This window comes from Pseudarthrobacter sp. BIM B-2242 (assembly GCF_014764445.1).
Lineage (GTDB): Bacteria > Actinomycetota > Actinomycetes > Actinomycetales > Micrococcaceae > Arthrobacter > Arthrobacter luteus_A.
The window spans coordinates 2,864,421-2,879,239 of record NZ_CP061721.1 but is presented as its reverse complement, the minus strand read 5'-3'; the positions used below and the strand labels follow the sequence as shown (position 1 = coordinate 2,879,239).

Genomic DNA, 14,819 nt, shown 5'->3' with positions numbered 1-14,819 from the left:
AATGCGTTTCACGCGCACTTCCAAAGCACTCGGCATGGTGGCGATCGCTGCCCTTGCCCTGACCGGCTGCGGCGCTGGAGGCGGCAGCAATGACGGTGCCAGCGAATCAGCAGGTGACCCCAATAAGGTCATCACCGCGTACAGCAACGAACCGCAGCACCCGTTGCTGCCGGCCAACACCAATGAGGTGTACGGCGGCCGCGTGGTTGAACTCCTGTTCGAGGGCCTCACCAGCTACGACCCCAGCGGCAAGTCGGTCAACGCGCTGGCTGAGTCCATCGAATCCCCCGATGGCCAGAACTACACCATCAAGGTCAAGAGCGGGACCAAGTTCACCAACGGTGAGGAAGTCACCGCCAAGAGCTTCGTGGACGCCTGGAACTTTGCTGCACTCAGCACCAACGCACAGGGCAACAGCAGCTTCTTCGATTCGGTCGAAGGCTACGCCGATGTCAGCGCCACCACTAAGAGCACCGGTGCCGACGGCAAGGAAGTTGAGACCCCCGCGCCTACCGCCCAGACCCTGTCCGGCCTGGTGCTGAAGGACGACACCACCATTGAGGTCAAGCTGAGCCAGCCGGAGGCCGACTGGCCCCTGCGCCTGGGCTACTCCGCCTTTATGCCGCTGCCCTCCGCAGCACTGGCGGATCCCAAGGCTTACGGCGAAAACCCCGTGGGCAACGGCCCGTACAAGATGGCCAAAGAAGGCGCATGGCAGCATGACAGCCAGATCGAACTGGTCAAGAACGCTGATTACAAGGGCACCCGCGAGGCCAAGAACGGCGGCGTGACCTTCAAGTTCTACACCGATCCTGCCCCGGCTTACACGGACATCCAGGCCAACAACCTTGACGTCACGGATGTGCTGCCCACCAACGCGCTGCAGACCTACACCACGGACTTCCCGGATAACCACCTGAACAAGCCGTACGCAGGCAACTCCACGCTGAACATCCCGTCCTACCTGCCGGAGTTCACCGGTGAAGCCGGCAAGCTGCGCCGCCAGGCCATCTCCATGGCGATCAACCGCGACGAGATCACCAAGGTCATCTTCAACGGCACCCGCATCCCGGCCAAGGACTTCACCTCCCCGGCTGTGGATGGCTACAACGACAACGTTGAAGGCTCCGAGGTCCTGAAGTTCGATGCTGCCAAGGCCAAGGAAACATGGGCCAAGGCAGACGCCATCAGCCCGTGGCCGGCCGACAAGACCCTTCAGCTGGCGTACAACACCGATGGCGGCAACAAAGAATGGATCGACGCCGTTGCCAACAACCTGAAGAACAACCTGGGTATCAAGGCTGAGGGCCAGGCATTCGCCAAGTTCGCCGAAATCCTCAACCTGCGCACTGCCAAGACCCTCCCCGGCTTCACCCGTGCAGGCTGGCAGGCCGACTACCCCTCGCTGTACAACTTCCTGGGCCCGCTCCTGAAGACCGGCGCCAGCGCCAACTACGAGGAATACTCGAACCCCGAGTTCGACAAGCTCCTCAACGAAGGCCTGGCCGCCAAGTCCACGGACGACGCCAACGCCAAGTTCACCGAGGCACAGGAAATCCTGTTCCAGGATCTCCCCAACCTGCCGCTCTGGTACTCCGCACGTCAGGCGGTCTGGAGCCAGAACGTCACCAACGTGGACTCCGGCTGGAACGGTGTTCTGCAGTACTACAACATCACCGCCAAGTAGTCCTCTGAACCCGTCCAACTCAAAAAGCTAATGGGGGTCCGGCCTATGGGCCGGGCCCCCATAGCATTGACACCGGCAGGAAGCTGTTCGCAATGATTCCGTTCCATCACCTATCCGCCGCCGAGGACCTGCTGTGATCCAGTACATCCTCCGCCGCCTGTTGCAGGTCATCCCCGTGTTCCTGGGGACCACGCTGCTCGTCTACTTCATGGTCTTTGCCCTTCCCGGCGACCCCGTCCGCGCGCTCTTCGGCGACCGGCCTCCCAGCGAAGCCGTTATTGCGGCGATACGCCAGCAATACAACCTCGACCAGCCTTTCTACATCCAGTACGCGCTGTTCCTGAAGAACCTCTTCACTTTCAATCTGGGCGTCGACTTCACCGGCCAGCCCATCGCTGCGACCCTTGGCCGGATCTTTCCCGTGACAGCCATGCTGGCGGTGGAAGCCCTCATCATCCAGGCCGTCTTCGGAATCGCCTTCGGCCTGGTTGCCGGCCTCCGTAAAGGCAAGATCTTCGATGCCACTGTGCTGGTGGCCTCGCTCGTGGTTATCGCCATCCCCACATTCGTCCTTGGTTTTGTCCTGCAGCTGTTGGTGGGCGTCCAGCTGGGCTGGGCCAAGCCGACCGTCGGGGCGAACGCAGACTGGGGAAACCTGATCCTCCCGGCCACGGTGCTGGGCCTGGTTTCCTTCGCCTACGTCCTCCGCCTGACCCGCGCTTCCGTCATCGAAAACATGAATGCCGACTACGTCCGGACAGCCACAGCCAAAGGCCTGTCCCGTCCGCGTGTGGTGATCACCCACATTCTGCGCAACTCGATGATTCCGGTTGTCACGTACCTGGGAGCCAACCTCGGCGGACTGATGGGCGGCGCGATCGTCACGGAGTTCATCTTCAATGTGCCCGGTGTTGGCCAGAAGCTCTACCAGGCCATCATCCGCAGCGAAGGCCCCACCATCGTGGCAATTGTGAGTGTCCTGGTACTCGTTTTTGTGATCGCCAACCTGTTGGTCGATCTGCTCTATGCCTGGCTTGACCCGAGGATCCGCTATGAAAAGTAACCGCGCAATCGAACATTTTGTCGCCCCGGTAGAGGAAACCCCGCTCCTGGCGACCGATGCTGTCAAGACGGACGAAGCACCGCTAAGCCTGTGGGCCGACGCGTGGCGGAAGCTCCGCCGTCGTCCGCTGTTTATCATTTCCTCCATCATGATCGTCCTGTTGATCATCGTGGCTGCATTCCCGGGCCTGTTCACGCAGGTGGAGCCCAACAACGGCTGCCAGCTGGCCAACTCCAACGGCGCACCGTCTGCGGGCCACCCGCTGGGATTCACCTTCCAGGGCTGTGACATCTACTCCCGCATGATCCACGGAACCCAGGCGTCCATCACGGTTGGCGTCCTGTCCGTCCTGTGTGTGCTGATCATTGGTGTGACCCTTGGTGCACTGGCCGGATTCTACGGCGGCTGGGTTGACGCCGTGATTGCCCGCCTTGGTGATATCTTCTTCGCCCTCCCGCTCATTCTTGGTGCGCTGGTCATCACGCAGCTCCCGATCTTCCGGGAAAACCGTGGCGTCCTGACGGTTGTGATGGTGATCGTTGTGCTCGGCTGGCCGCAAATGGCCCGCATCACCCGCGGCGCAGTGATCGAAGTACGGAACGCGGATTTCGTGATGGCAGCCCGTTCGCTGGGTGTCTCATCGATCGGATCCCTGGTCCGGCACGTCCTGCCCAACGCACTGGCACCCATCATCGTCCTGGCCACCATGGAGCTCGGTGTGTTCATCGTGGCCGAAGCCACCCTGTCCTTCCTAGGGATCGGGCTGCCCGGCAGCATCATGTCCTGGGGAAATGACATCGCCGCGGCCCAGACCTCGATCCGCACCAACCCGACGATCCTGCTCTACCCTGCTGCCGCCCTGTCCGTTACAGTCTTGAGCTTCATCATGCTGGGGGATGCCCTGCGCGATGCTCTTGACCCGAAGAGCCGCCAGCGATGAAGGATGCATACATGACAACGTCTGACGTCAGTTTCAACGAGGCAGGAACACCTGCCGACCGGCCATTGCTTGAAATCAGGGACCTCGCCATCACCTTTGACACCAGCGGCGGTGAGGTCAAGGCGGTGCGCAACGCACACCTCACCATCATGCCGGGCGAAACGGTGGCAATTGTGGGTGAGTCCGGTTCGGGCAAATCCACAACAGCCCTGGCGGCCATCGGCCTCCTTCCCGGCAATGGCCGGGTATCCGGCGGGCAGATCCTGCTCGACGGCGAAGACATCTCCAATGCCTCCGAGAAGCGGATGATCGAGCTTCGCGGCAACACCATCGGCATGGTCCCGCAGGATCCGATGTCCAACCTGAACCCCGTGTGGAAAATCGGATATCAGGTCAAGGAAACGCTGAGGGCCAACGGCCAGCCCAGCGGTCCCGAGGACATTGCCAAGGTGCTGGCTCAGGCCGGCCTGCCGGATGCCCACCGTCGCGCCAAGCAGTATCCCCACGAGTTCTCCGGCGGCATGCGTCAGCGCGCCCTGATCGCCATCGGCCTGTCCTGCCAGCCGAGGCTGCTCATCGCCGACGAGCCCACATCCGCACTGGACGTGACGGTGCAGCGGCAGATCCTCGATCACCTGGAGAGCATGACCGCCGAACTGGGAACATCCGTTCTCCTGATCACGCACGATCTTGGCCTCGCGGCCGAACGTGCCGACAAGGTGGTGGTGATGTACCGCGGCCAGGTGGTTGAGGCGGGACCGTCACTCGAACTCCTGCGCAACCCGCGCCACCCGTACACCCAGCGGTTGGTGTCCTCGGCGCCGTCCCTGGCTTCCCGCCGCATCCAGGTGGCGAAGGACCTCGGCATCGAAACGGACGAGCTCCTTGCCCCCACTGAAGCCGTCGTGGAGAAAGACCTGCCGGACGAGGTCCTGCAGATCCAGGACCTGACCAAGGTCTTCAAACTCCGGTCCGGAGTGGGACGGGCAACGGATTTCACTGCCGTGGACAAGGTCTCCTTCAGCGTCAAGCGGGGAACCACCACGGCGATTGTGGGGGAGTCCGGTTCGGGCAAGTCCACGGTTGCCCAGATGGTGCTGAACCTTCTGCCTCCCACATCCGGCAAGATCATTTTCGACGGCGTGGACACGTCCACGCTGAACAGGAAAGAGATCTTCGCCTTCCGGCGCCGTGTACAGCCGATTTTCCAGGATCCGTACGGCTCGCTGGACCCGATGTACAACATCTTCCGGACCATCGAAGAGCCCCTGCGCACCCATAAGGTGGGAAACAAGGCGAGCCGGGAGAAGAAGGTCCGGGAACTGCTCGACCAGGTGGCGCTGCCGCAATCCACAATGCGGCGGTATCCCAATGAACTTTCCGGCGGCCAGCGCCAGCGCGTCGCCATTGCGCGGGCCCTGGCACTGGACCCGGAAGTGATCATCTGCGACGAAGCCGTTTCTGCCCTTGACGTGCTGGTCCAGGCCCAGGTGCTGAACCTGCTTGCGGACCTGCAGTCGAACCTTGGCCTTACCTATCTCTTTATTACCCATGACCTGGCGGTGGTCCGGCAGATCGCGGACCATGTCTGTGTCATGGAAAAGGGAAAGCTGGTTGAGACCGGTTCCACTGATGACGTCTTTGATTCCCCGCAGCAGGACTACACCAAAGCACTGCTCAACGCTATTCCCGGTGCCCGCCTGATGCTGCCGCCCGAGGTGGCCTGACAGGACCGGGTTCTGGCACCGGTTAAACAGAGGATGGAGCCAAACCCTGCGGGGTTCCGGCTCCATCCTCCATTTAAGGAACCGGCACGAGCTGCAATTGCCGAAGCCGGGACCCGAGCAGTCCGCCCAGGGTTTTGCGGCCGGCGGAGTCCATGTGGACGGAGTCTGCCAGGTTCCCGGCGAGATTGTATGTAGTCAGCCAGTCGCCGACGCCGACGAACGGGATGCCTTGCCTGGCGGCGACGGTACCAAGCAGTGCATCCACCTGGGTCCTGCGCCCGCCGCCATGGCTGGCTCCCCGCGCCAGTGTTCCGATCATGGCGAACCTCGCGCCCGGATACCGCTCCTTCAGCACGCCGATCAGGCGCTCGGCGTTGGCCACGATCTGTGCGTCCGTCGCCCCGCGGGCGGCATCGTTGCCGCCGCCCTGGATGACAATCAGCGCAGGTGTCCCGTAGGGCAGCTTCCAGTCACCCCGGAGGAGCGCATCAAGATAATTCCCGGTCTTGCCGTTGTCGGCCACATACCCGGTTCCGCCGAGCCCGCAGAAGTGGACTTTGTAGCCCACGGAGGCAAGGCCGAGCCGGGGCCACCCGTCAGCGGGTTCGGATTGGGAATCACCGATCAGGAGGGCGGTATGGCGCATGTCCGGCACGATCACTTCGTCCCGGCCGCTGGCCGGGTTCCGAAAAACAGAACCTGCCGCCAGGAGCTCCGGATCCGTCCCCGGAGATATGGACCGCCCTGGCGCGCCACCGGCCGCCCCGGGCCCGGCCACGACAGCCGGCGCCCCGGCCCCGGGCGCGGCAGCCTGGATGGTGGACGACGCTGGTGGCGCAGGTGGCTGCCCGCAGCCGGTGAGGAGGACGCCTGCGGCGATTCCCGATGCGACTAAGCAGGACAGAGCCGAGGCTTTTCGCATCAGTAGTTCTCCGGGCTTGAAGTGTCACAGCCATGATGCTGCATCAGCCCAGGAAAATCCAGTGACTTTGATCACAGGGAATCGGTGTCGCAGCCGGTGCGCCACGTCGATCCGACGCAACGTCCGACCGGATGGCTGTGCGATTTTTAGGCGCTTTTAGATGGCAGCGATTAGACTAATGGAAGGCGCCCTGTGTTAATGGGCCAATCCGTCGTGGACTCCGGTTGGACATGCGGCGATACGTACAGCTTACCCACTGAATCGAGCAATAACGCATGTCTGAAACCACCACCAACACTGCGGTAGCCACTGCATCGCGCAGTGACCTGCGCAACGTCGCGATCGTGGCCCACGTTGACCACGGCAAGACCACCCTGGTCGACGCCATGCTCAAGCAGACCAACTCCTTTGCCGAACACAACCACCTCGAAGACCGTGTGATGGACTCCGGTGACCTGGAGCGCGAAAAGGGCATCACCATCCTGGCCAAGAACACCACGGTGGCCTACAACGGACCGTCCTCCAACGGCGAGACCATCACCATCAACGTCATCGACACCCCCGGCCACGCCGACTTCGGTGGCGAGGTGGAGCGCGGCCTGTCCATGGTTGACGGCGTTGTGCTGCTCGTTGATGCTTCCGAGGGCCCGCTGCCCCAGACCCGCTTCGTGCTGCGCAAGGCCCTGGCCGCGCACCTGCCGGTCATCCTCCTGGTGAACAAGACGGACCGTCCCGATGCGCGCATCGAGGAAGTTGTCCACGAGTCCATGGACCTGCTCCTGGGCCTCGCCTCGGACCTTGCCGACGAAGTTCCGGACCTTGACCTGGACAAGATCCTCGAAGTTCCCGTCGTTTACGCCGCCGCCAAGGTGGGCCGCGCGTCCCTGGACCAGCCCGCCGACGGCTCCGCTCCGGAAAACGAGGACCTTGAGCCGCTGTTCAAGACCATCATCGAGCACATCCCGGCCCCGACGTACAACCCGAACGGCGTGCTGCAGGCACACGTGACGAACCTTGACGCCTCGCCGTTCCTGGGCCGTCTCGCCCTGCTGCGCATCTACAACGGCACCCTGCGCAAGGGCCAGACCGTTGCCTGGGCACGCGCCAATGGCGAGCTCAAGAACGTCAAGATCACCGAACTGCTGGCCACCAAGGCCCTGGACCGCGTTCCGGCCGAGTCCGCCGGTCCCGGCGAGATCGTCGCCGTCGCCGGCATCGAGGAAATCACCATCGGTGAGACCCTCACCGACGTCGACAACCCGCAGCCGCTGCCGCTGATCACCGTGGACGATCCCGCGATCTCCATGACCATCGGTATCAACACCTCGCCGCTGGCCGGCAAGGTCAAGGGCGCCAAGGTCACGGCCCGCCAGGTGAAGGACCGCCTGGACAAGGAACTGATCGGTAACGTCTCCCTCAAAGTCCTGCCCACCGAGCGTCCTGACGCCTGGGAGGTCCAGGGCCGCGGTGAGCTCGCGCTGGCCATCCTCGTGGAGCAGATGCGCCGCGAAGGCTTCGAACTGACCGTCGGCAAGCCCCAGGTGGTCACCAAGACCATCGACGGCAAGATCCACGAGCCGATGGAGCACATGACCATCGACGTGCCCGAAGAGTACCTCGGCGCCGTGACCCAGCTGATGGCAGCCCGCAAGGGCCGCATGACCAACATGGCTAACCACGGTACCGGCTGGTGCCGGATGGAATTCATCGTCCCGGCCCGTGGCCTGATCGGTTTCCGCACCAAGTTCCTCACGGACACCCGTGGCGCCGGTATCGCGGCATCCATCGCCGAGGGCTACGAGCCCTGGGCCGGCCCGATCGAATACCGTACCAACGGTTCGATGATCGCGGACCGTGCCGGTGTGGTGACGCCGTTCGCCATGATCAACCTGCAGGAACGTGGCTCGTTCTTCGTCAAGCCCACCTCCGAGGTCTACGAGGGCATGATCGTCGGCGAGAACTCCCGTGCTGACGACATGGACGTGAACATCACCAAGGAAAAGAAGCTCACCAACATGCGTGCCGCTTCCTCGGACACCTTCGAGAACCTCACGCCGCCGCGCGACCTGACCCTCGAAGAATCCCTCGAATTCGCCCGCGAAGACGAGTGCGTCGAGGTGACCCCGGAGTCCATCCGTATCCGCAAGCTCATCCTGGACACCAACGAGCGTGCAAAGGCCAACCGCGCCCGCGCCAAGGTCTAACCACCCGGAGTTTCCCAAGAATGCCACCGGCACCGCGCCGGTGGCATTCTTGCGTTCCGGCTGCGAGCTGAAGCCTGGTTCCGATGCGCAGGAACGCTCCCGGCGCGCTCATGCCGTGCGTCGTGGCACTCACGGGTTGTCCACATAGCAGCCCCCGTTGCTGCGTCCGGGCCTTGGCGCACGGCAGTATGCAACCATGCGAACCCTTACCGATGCGCTGGCTGCCCTGGGCGGCGTCGCCAGTTCAAGTTCACTGCGGCAGGCCGGAGTCTCCCGCCGGAACATTGAAGCCGGCGTGCTCGATGCGTCGATCCAACGGGTGGCCCGGGGCGTTTACGCGCTGCCCGACGCCGCCCCCTGGCGCATCCACGCCGGGCGTTATTACGCAGTCCCCGGCTGTGTCACGGCTGCAGCGGAAGCGGGGTTGTGGGTTGTCCGGGCTCCCCACCTGCCGCATCTGGCCGCGCGGCACGGCAGGCCCATAGTTGGGTGCGTGGTCCATCGAAGCAACATTCCGTTGACTTCCCTGGATATTGTGTGCCAAGCGCTCCGCTGCCTGCCGCCGCTTGAGGCCTTGACCATCGCGGAATCTGCGGTGAAGAAGGGGCTGGTTCAACTTCCGGCCCTCAGGGAACGGTTTCCGGCGCTACGTGAAAAGAGCATTCTGGGCCTGGTGGCAAGGATCCGGCCTCAATCCGGGTCCATAATCGAGACGATGGCCCGGTATTTGTTGGAAGATGCGGGGCTCACGGTCGAGCTGCAGGTCAACATTCCGGGGATGGGCCACCTGGACCTTCTCGTTGATGGGATGCTGGGTATTGAGACGGACGGATACGCCCACCACAGCACGCGGTCAGCGTACAGGGAGGACAGGCGGCGATGGAACGTTACCGTTGTCCGGGGTGTCCCCACGCTCAGGGTGACCTTCGAAATGCTGCTCAGCCAGCCGGGGGAGTTCGTGCGGATGGTGCATCAGGCCCTTGCAACGTGCCGCTCTGCGCGTTGACACCCCCGCTCCGTGTGCCCGGGAGGTCCCTGCGCAGCGACCGGCGCCGCTACTGCGCAGACGGCCGGCGCCGCTCGGGGGCGGGTGGGACTTCCTTCGCGGCGACCACGAGGTCCAGGGGGATCACGACGTCGGCCTTCCGCGTCCTGACTGTGCACTCGCCGTCGTCCGTGGCCACCAGATGGCCCAGCGCGTCCGTCAGCCCGCCGTCGATCCGGTAGCGGACCACAACCCGGGTTCCGGGCGTGGCGGCGGCCAGGAATTCGCGGGGCGTAGGCTGGGCGGGACTCACCAGTTCATACTAAGGCGGCCCGCTAGGTTCGCGGGAACGGGCTGGGGGATAATAAGCTCAGAAGTCAACAGTCCGGATTATGTGCCGGATTCAAGTGCCGGCGGTCGCCGGAAACAACGTGGAGAGGCAAGGGACGTGACGTACGTAATCGCGCAGCCGTGTGTAGATGTCAAGGACAAGGCATGTATTGAGGAGTGCCCGGTCGACTGCATCTACGAGGGTGAGCGTTCGCTGTACATCCACCCCGATGAGTGCGTCGACTGTGGTGCCTGCGAGCCTGTGTGCCCGGTTGAGGCCATCTACTACGAAGATGACACTCCCGAGGAATGGGCCGATTACTACAAGGCCAACGTCGAATTCTTCGATGACCTGGGCTCACCCGGCGGCGCCGCGAAGATTGGCAACACGGGCAAGGACCACCCGATGATTGCCGCCCTGCCGCCGCAGAACCAAGACCACTGAGCCGGGCAACCCGGTGACCTCTTTTGGCCTGAGCCTGCCCGACTATCCGTGGGAGGCCATGGCCCCGTACCTCGCCAAGGCTTCCGAGTATCCTGGCCGGGCGGTCAACCTCTCCATCGGCACGCCTGTGGACCCTACGCCGGCCCTGATCCAGGAGGCCCTCAAAGCCGCCGCTGACGCGCCCGGATACCCTACGGTGCACGGTACGGCCGGACTCCGGGAAGCCATTGCGGCGTGGTTCGACCGCCGCCGTGGTGTCCCCGGCCTGGACCCGAAGAACGTTATGCCGACGGTTGGTTCCAAGGAACTGGTGGCGTGGCTGCCGCTCCTGCTCGGACTTAAGCCGGGCGACGTTGTGGTCCGCCCCAAGGTGGCGTACCCCACCTATGACATCGGGGCAACGCTGGCCGGTGCCACGTCCGTGGCCACTGACCACCTGGACGAGCTCGACGCCGACACCCGCGCCAGGGTGCGCCTCATCTGGGTCAACTCCCCGGGGAACCCCACCGGAAGCGTACGCGACGTTGGGTCGCTCAAGACGCTGGTGGCGCAGGCACGCGAACTCGGCGCGGTGGTGGCATCGGATGAGTGCTACGCCGAGCTCGGCTGGGGTGCCTGGGACGTGCAGCGTGGAGGCGATCCGGTTCCCAGCGTCCTGGATCCCCGTGTTGCCGGCGGCTCCCATGAAGGCCTGCTGGCGGTTTATTCGCTCAGCAAGCAGTCCAACGTTGCGGGCTACCGTGCAGCCTTCGTTGCCGGCGACCCCGCCATCATGGCCAACCTCGTGAACAGCCGCAAGCACGCCGGCATGATTGTGCCGTACCCCGTCCAGGAAGCCATGCGCGTTGCGCTGGGTGACGATACCCATGTCCTGGCCCAGAAGGACCTTTACAGGGGACGGCGTGAACGACTGGTGCCCGCGCTGCAGCGCTTCGGGCTGGAAATCAAGGATTCCGACGCCGGACTGTACCTCTGGTGCACCGCCGGGGAAGGCACGTGGGAGACCGTGGCGCGCTTGGCGGACCTTGGCATTGTGGTGGGACCGGGCGTCTTTTATGGCGAAACCGGCAACGGTTACGTGCGCGTCGCCCTCACCGGAACCGACGAGCGGATTGACGCGGCAGTGGCCCGGCTGGCCGCAGCGCCGTAACAATCGTGTGACTCGTACCACAAACGCCCGGTTTTGTGGGGACTTCGACGGCCGCCGATTAGTGACACCTGCCATGTGGGCGGTACTTTTTAAGTGACTATCAATGGTGGCTTTCTACAAGAAGGCAGCCCGTGCGTTGGAATCCTGAAGGAACAGGACCCGTGCGCGGCTCACCGGATGTTGGATCAAGCTTTCGACAGAGGCCCAGACGCCTCATGAAGGGGACTCCATGACTGAGACCAACAACAGCGCAACCCTGCACCATGCAGGGGGCGAGCTCAAGCTCCCGCGCATCCAGGTTGTTGAAGGAAACGAAGGCTACGACGTTTCCAAGCTCCTGAAGCAGACGGGCGCAGTCACCTTTGACCCCGGCTTCATGAACACCGCAGCAACCACCTCTGCGATCACCTACATCGACGGCGATGCGGGCATCCTGCGCTACCGCGGGTATCCCATCGAGCAGTTGGCGCAGCACTCCAGCTTCCTCGAAGTTTCCTACCTCCTGATCTACGGCAACCTGCCCAGCCCCACGGAGCTGGAAGAGTTCGACCAGAAGATCCGCCGCCACACCCTGCTGCACGAAGAGCTCAAGGGCTTCTTCAGCGGCTTCCCGCGCGACGCCCACCCGATGCCTGTGCTGTCGTCGGCCGTGTCGGCGCTGTCCACGTTCTACCAGGACTCCCTGGACCCGTTCAACGCCGAGCAGGTGGAAGTTTCCACCATCCGCCTCATGGCCAAGATGCCGGTCATCGCTGCCTATGCGCACAAGAAGTCCATCGGCCAGCCGATGCTGTACCCGGACAACTCCCACAACCTCGTGGAAAACTTCATGCGCCTCAGCTTCGGCCTGCCGGCAGAGCAGTACGAGGTGGACCCGGTAATTGCCAAGGCCCTGGACCTGCTGCTGATCCTTCACGCGGACCACGAGCAGAACTGCTCCACCTCCACGGTGCGCCTGGTGGGCTCCTCCAACGCGAACCTCTTCGCCTCGGTCTCCGCCGGCATCAACGCCCTCTTCGGCCCCGCCCACGGCGGCGCCAACGAAGCGGTCCTCAAGATGCTCCGCCAGATCCAGGCCGACGGCACCAAGCCCGAGGATTACATGGAGAAGGTCAAGAACAAGGAAGACGGCGTCCGTCTCATGGGCTTCGGACACCGCGTCTACAAGAACTACGATCCGCGCGCCAAGATCGTCAAGGCCACGGCCCACGAGATCCTCAGCAAGCTCGGCGGCAACGACGAACTCCTGGAGATCGCCCTGCGCTTGGAAGAGAAGGCGCTGAACGATGACTACTTCATCCAGCGCAAGCTCTACCCGAATGTGGACTTCTACACCGGCCTGATCTACAAGGCCATGGGCTTCCCGGAGAAGATGTTCACCGTGCTGTTTGCCATCGGCCGCCTGCCGGGCTGGATCGCCCAGTGGCGTGAAATGATCAGCGATCCCAACACCAAGATCGGCCGCCCGCGCCAGCTCTACATCGGCGAGCCGGAGCGCGACTACCCGGTCCGCTGACCCGATCTGACTGACTAACGACGGCGGCCGGTCACCTTCTTCGCGAAGGTGGCCGGCCGCTGTCGTGCTTCAGGCGTTGTAGCCCTGGGGGTTGTTTTTCTGCCAGCGCCAGTGGTCCTCGCACATTTCGTCAACGGTCTTGGTGGTGGACCAGCTGAGGTCTGCCAGGGCCGAGGTGGCGTCCGCCCAGAAGGCCGGGAGGTCACCGGCGCGGCGTTCGGTGATCTCGTACGGGATGGGCTGCCCCACGGCCTTCTCGAAGGACCGCAGGACCTCCAGGACGGAGGAGCCCTTGCCGGACCCAAGGTTCCACCGGAAGACGCCGGTGCGGTCCGCGACGTGGTTCAGTGCGGCGACGTGGCCTTCGGCGAGGTCGACGACGTGGATGTAGTCGCGCAGACACGTGCCGTCAGGCGTGTCGTAGTCGCCGCCGAACACCATCAGCTTTTCGCGGCGCCCAACGGCCACCTGCGCGATGAACGGCACCAGGTTGTTGGGGACGCCCTGGGGATCCTCGCCGATGCGGCCGGACGGGTGAGCGCCCACGGGATTGAAGTAGCGCAGCAGGGCGATGTGCCAGCGGCTGTCCGCGGCGCCCAGGTCCGCGAGGATGTCCTCGATCTGTTCCTTGGTGCGGCCGTACGGGTTGTTGGCGCCGATTTCCATTTTCTCCACATAGGGGACGGGGTTGTGCTCGCCGTAGACGGTGGCGGAGGAGCTGAAGACGATGGAACGAACGTCGTGGCGGTCCATGACCCGGATCAGGTTCAGCGTGCCCACGAGGTTGTTGTAGTAGTACTTGAGCGGTTCGCGCACGGACTCGCCCACGGCTTTGAGGCCGGCGAAGTGGATGACGGCGTCGATCGACTGACCGGCGAACACTTTTTCCACCGCGGCCTCGTCCACGAGGTCCACGTTGTGGAAGTCGGCGGTCTTGCCGCTGAGCTCGGCAACACGCCGCAGCGATTCTTCGCTGGAGTTCACCAGATTGTCGATCACCACAACGTCGTGACCGGCTTCCTGCAGGGACAAAACAGTGTGCGAGCCGATGTACCCGGTGCCACCTGTGACCAGAATTTTCATGCCTCCCACGCTATCCCAATTCCGCCGATGGATAGATTCCAGCACGGGTGTGCTAAATAATAAGGGTGCCCAAAATTGTTGATGCCGTAGCCCGCCGTGCCGAGATTGTTGATGCTGTCTTCCGGATCATTGCCGTGGACGGGCTGGAACGGGCGTCCCTGCGCGAGGTGGCCGATGAGGCCGGGCTGGCCGTCGGTTCCGTCCGGCACTACTTTGCCGGCAGTGACGAGCTGCTCAGGTTTTCCTTCGCCGCCGTCGTGGACCGGATCCTGGCACGGCTCACCGCAGCCCTGCCGGAGATGGCGGCGAGCGAAACGGGATCGGACGCCCGGCACAACGCTGTTTTAACTCTCCTGGGTGAATTCCTGCCGCTGGACGAAGAGCGCGCCGTGGATGCGTGTGTCTGGATGGCCTTCAAGAACGCCGCCAGGATCCGGCCCTTCCTCGCGGCCGAAGCCGACCGCAGCCACCGCGAGGTGGCCGCCGTCGTCGGACAGGTTATTACGGCTCTGGTGAGGGACGACGGCGACGGGCAGCAGTCGCTGACGGTCGAAGCAGAGCGGCTGCTGGCGACGCTGGACGGACTCTGCATGCACGCACTTCTGCAGCCTGAATGGATGACCGCTCAGATGTGCCATGATGTGCTGGACCGGCACCTCAGGAGCCTTGCCGCCTGACATTACCGTCCGCTGGCAACGGGAATAGACTGGGAACCGGGGGATCGGACCGGCCAACCAAGCCGGCCCAGGCAGGCCACAGGAGGAGAT

Annotated in this window: 13 protein-coding genes; 10 read left to right on the top strand and 3 right to left on the bottom strand. The window is 63.6% G+C overall.

What is annotated here, in order from left to right:
• Position 1 precedes the first annotated feature (1 nt).
• The 4 genes from IDT60_RS13190 to IDT60_RS13175 all read left to right on the top strand — a co-directional run bounded on the left by IDT60_RS13190 (position 2) and on the right by IDT60_RS13175 (position 5,417).
• Positions 2 to 1,687: an ABC transporter substrate-binding protein gene (locus IDT60_RS13190; protein WP_191079383.1), complete on the top strand. Its 1,686-nt coding sequence runs from the start codon at positions 2 to 4 to the stop codon at positions 1,685 to 1,687.
• A 133-nt stretch (positions 1,688 to 1,820) separates the two neighbouring features.
• Entirely contained in the window at positions 1,821 to 2,750 is a 930-nt protein-coding gene (locus IDT60_RS13185; protein ID WP_164198742.1) for an ABC transporter permease, read from the top strand.
• Positions 2,740 to 3,690, top strand: a complete 951-nt coding sequence (locus IDT60_RS13180) for an ABC transporter permease (protein ID WP_164198743.1) — start codon at positions 2,740 to 2,742, stop codon at positions 3,688 to 3,690. Before IDT60_RS13185 ends, IDT60_RS13180 begins: the two co-directional genes overlap by 11 nt.
• A gap of 11 nt (positions 3,691 to 3,701) precedes the next feature.
• On the top strand, positions 3,702 to 5,417 hold the full coding sequence (locus tag IDT60_RS13175) for an ABC transporter ATP-binding protein (RefSeq protein ID WP_223883718.1): 1,716 nt from the start codon (positions 3,702 to 3,704) through the stop codon (positions 5,415 to 5,417).
• 73 nt (positions 5,418 to 5,490) lie between these two features.
• On the opposite strand, the gene IDT60_RS13170 is transcribed toward IDT60_RS13175, so the two are convergent.
• On the bottom strand, positions 5,491 to 6,339 hold the full coding sequence (locus IDT60_RS13170) for an SGNH/GDSL hydrolase family protein (RefSeq protein ID WP_191079381.1): 849 nt from the start codon (positions 6,337 to 6,339) through the stop codon (positions 5,491 to 5,493).
• Between the two features lie 275 nt (positions 6,340 to 6,614).
• Here IDT60_RS13170 and typA point away from each other — a divergent pair, with 275 nt between their 5' ends.
• Positions 6,615 to 8,543, top strand: coding sequence for a translational GTPase TypA (gene typA, locus IDT60_RS13165; RefSeq protein WP_164198746.1), 1,929 nt, complete (start codon positions 6,615 to 6,617; stop codon positions 8,541 to 8,543).
• Positions 8,544 to 8,739: 196 nt separating this feature from the next.
• A complete protein-coding gene (locus IDT60_RS13160) occupies positions 8,740 to 9,549 on the top strand; it encodes a type IV toxin-antitoxin system AbiEi family antitoxin domain-containing protein (RefSeq protein WP_191079380.1) in 810 nt (269 codons plus the stop codon).
• A gap of 49 nt (positions 9,550 to 9,598) precedes the next feature.
• On the opposite strand, the gene IDT60_RS13155 is transcribed toward IDT60_RS13160, so the two are convergent.
• Positions 9,599 to 9,841, bottom strand: a complete 243-nt coding sequence (locus IDT60_RS13155) for a hypothetical protein (protein WP_223883717.1) — start codon at positions 9,839 to 9,841, stop codon at positions 9,599 to 9,601.
• 135 nt (positions 9,842 to 9,976) lie between these two features.
• On the opposite strand from IDT60_RS13155, the gene fdxA reads away from it, so the two are divergent.
• The 3 genes from fdxA (at position 9,977) to IDT60_RS13140 (ending at position 12,969) form a co-directional block, all read left to right on the top strand.
• A complete protein-coding gene (gene fdxA / locus IDT60_RS13150; RefSeq protein ID WP_013601705.1) occupies positions 9,977 to 10,303 on the top strand; it encodes a ferredoxin in 327 nt (108 codons plus the stop codon).
• Positions 10,304 to 10,316: 13 nt separating this feature from the next.
• On the top strand, positions 10,317 to 11,453 hold the full coding sequence (gene dapC, locus IDT60_RS13145; RefSeq protein ID WP_223883716.1) for a succinyldiaminopimelate transaminase: 1,137 nt from the start codon (positions 10,317 to 10,319) through the stop codon (positions 11,451 to 11,453).
• Between the two features lie 229 nt (positions 11,454 to 11,682).
• Entirely contained in the window at positions 11,683 to 12,969 is a 1,287-nt protein-coding gene (locus IDT60_RS13140) for a citrate synthase (RefSeq protein ID WP_164198747.1), read from the top strand.
• Positions 12,970 to 13,038: 69 nt separating this feature from the next.
• On the opposite strand, the gene galE is transcribed toward IDT60_RS13140, so the two are convergent.
• Positions 13,039 to 14,052 (bottom strand): UDP-glucose 4-epimerase GalE, encoded by a 1,014-nt coding sequence (galE, locus tag IDT60_RS13135; protein ID WP_191079379.1) that lies wholly within the window; start codon positions 14,050 to 14,052, stop codon positions 13,039 to 13,041.
• A 65-nt stretch (positions 14,053 to 14,117) separates the two neighbouring features.
• On the opposite strand from galE, the gene IDT60_RS13130 reads away from it, so the two are divergent.
• Complete coding sequence (locus IDT60_RS13130) at positions 14,118 to 14,729, top strand: TetR/AcrR family transcriptional regulator (protein WP_191079378.1); 612 nt, start codon at positions 14,118 to 14,120, stop codon at positions 14,727 to 14,729.
• The last annotated feature ends 90 nt before the right edge of the window (positions 14,730 to 14,819 follow it).

Bases quoted from the DNA above. Each gene is read 5' to 3' on its own strand.
- IDT60_RS13175 (WP_223883718.1), top strand. From the start codon at position 3,702: ATGACAACGTCTGACGTCAGTTTCAACGAGGCAGGAACACCTGCCGAC.
- IDT60_RS13170 (WP_191079381.1), bottom strand. From the start codon at position 6,339: ATGCGAAAAGCCTCGGCTCTGTCCTGCTTAGTCGCATCGGGAATCGCC.
- IDT60_RS13140 (WP_164198747.1), top strand. From the start codon at position 11,683: ATGACTGAGACCAACAACAGCGCAACCCTGCACCATGCAGGGGGCGAG.
- IDT60_RS13180 (WP_164198743.1), top strand. From the start codon at position 2,740: ATGAAAAGTAACCGCGCAATCGAACATTTTGTCGCCCCGGTAGAGGAA.
- IDT60_RS13160 (WP_191079380.1), top strand. From the start codon at position 8,740: ATGCGAACCCTTACCGATGCGCTGGCTGCCCTGGGCGGCGTCGCCAGT.
- IDT60_RS13190 (WP_191079383.1), top strand. From the start codon at position 2: ATGCGTTTCACGCGCACTTCCAAAGCACTCGGCATGGTGGCGATCGCT.
- typA (WP_164198746.1), top strand. From the start codon at position 6,615: ATGTCTGAAACCACCACCAACACTGCGGTAGCCACTGCATCGCGCAGT.
- galE (WP_191079379.1), bottom strand. From the start codon at position 14,052: ATGAAAATTCTGGTCACAGGTGGCACCGGGTACATCGGCTCGCACACT.